This window comes from Exiguobacterium sp. SH5S13 (assembly GCF_004337085.1).
Classification (GTDB): Bacteria; Bacillota; Bacilli; order Exiguobacteriales; family Exiguobacteriaceae; genus Exiguobacterium; species Exiguobacterium aurantiacum_A.
Map to the genome: position 1 here is coordinate 1 of NZ_SJUS01000072.1, position 581 is coordinate 581.

1 protein-coding gene is annotated in these 581 nt (G+C 45.3%); it reads left to right on the forward strand.

Annotation, left to right across the window (positions count from 1 at the left end):
• Window positions 1–212: 212 nt before the first annotated feature.
• Window positions 213–494 carry a transposase family protein gene (locus EVJ30_RS15480; protein ID WP_131469577.1) on the forward strand — a complete coding sequence of 94 codons (282 nt, stop codon included), beginning with the start codon at window positions 213–215 and terminating at the stop codon, window positions 492–494.
• The last annotated feature ends 87 nt before the right edge of the window (window positions 495–581 follow it).

Here is a 581-nt window from a genome sequence, read left to right on the forward strand (position 1 = left end):
TTCCTCCAAATCCATTCCCTCCAGATAAAATAGCTTCAACTACTCTATCGGAGTTCTGTTCTGATTCTTCGGCAATAGTGTAAAATCGTATCGAGCAAAAACTGTCAATTTTATTCTAGCGTTCACACAGCGGTTTAAAATTGGTTCTTCCTCACTTTTGATGAAGCACATCTTCGGGAATTAGTTCACTAAAAGGATTGAAGGGATCAATCATGTTAGACGAGCTTCTTCCAGAACTAGAAGTGGTCGATGTGAACCGCTGCGATGAAGCATATCAGTTCATTTGTCATGGGAAAAAGTCGTGTGCCTCCTGTCCCCGTTGCACAAAGTGCTCATACCGTGTCCACAGCAGATACATCAGAACATTGAAGGATGAGCGTGTGTTCGGGATGGATGTGCAGCTACGGGTTCAGGCGAGACGTTTCTTCTGTGACGATCTTGCCTGTCCCACGGGTGTGACCGTCAAGATGAAAAGACAATCTGCGATGATTTAGCCGCAACAATTTCCGATGACTAAATATCTTTCGTCTCCGGCTCGAAGATGACCGAGCGGTTTCTCATTCGATAGCTCTCCTCGTCCA